We start from the raw sequence: 217 nt of genomic DNA, 5'->3' as shown, positions 1-217 counted from the left end.
CATCTGGCCGCCACGCGCAATGTAGCCATGCCTGGAAAGCTGGCGGTTGACGGCGTCAAAGATACTCTCGCTGGCACCGGCCTTGAGCAGGCGCTCCTTGAACGTCCGGATCGTTGTCCGGTCCGGTATCTGACTACTGGAACGCAGTCCGACAAAGCGCTGGAAGCTCAGGCGGTCGAGCAACTGGAATTCCATTTGTTCGTCGCTCAGGTTGAAC

At 59.0% G+C, this 217-nt stretch carries 1 protein-coding gene; it reads right to left on the bottom strand.

Going from position 1 to position 217, the window contains the following annotated elements:
- Positions 1–217: transposase (locus tag F2P45_RS37605; protein WP_166882773.1), on the bottom strand; the 217-nt coding region annotated here is incomplete at both ends.

The sequence above is a fragment of the Massilia mucilaginosa genome, from assembly GCF_011682145.1.
GTDB lineage: Bacteria > Pseudomonadota > Gammaproteobacteria > Burkholderiales > Burkholderiaceae_D > Telluria_A > Telluria_A mucilaginosa.
This window is presented reverse-complemented; position numbering and strand designations above follow the sequence as displayed.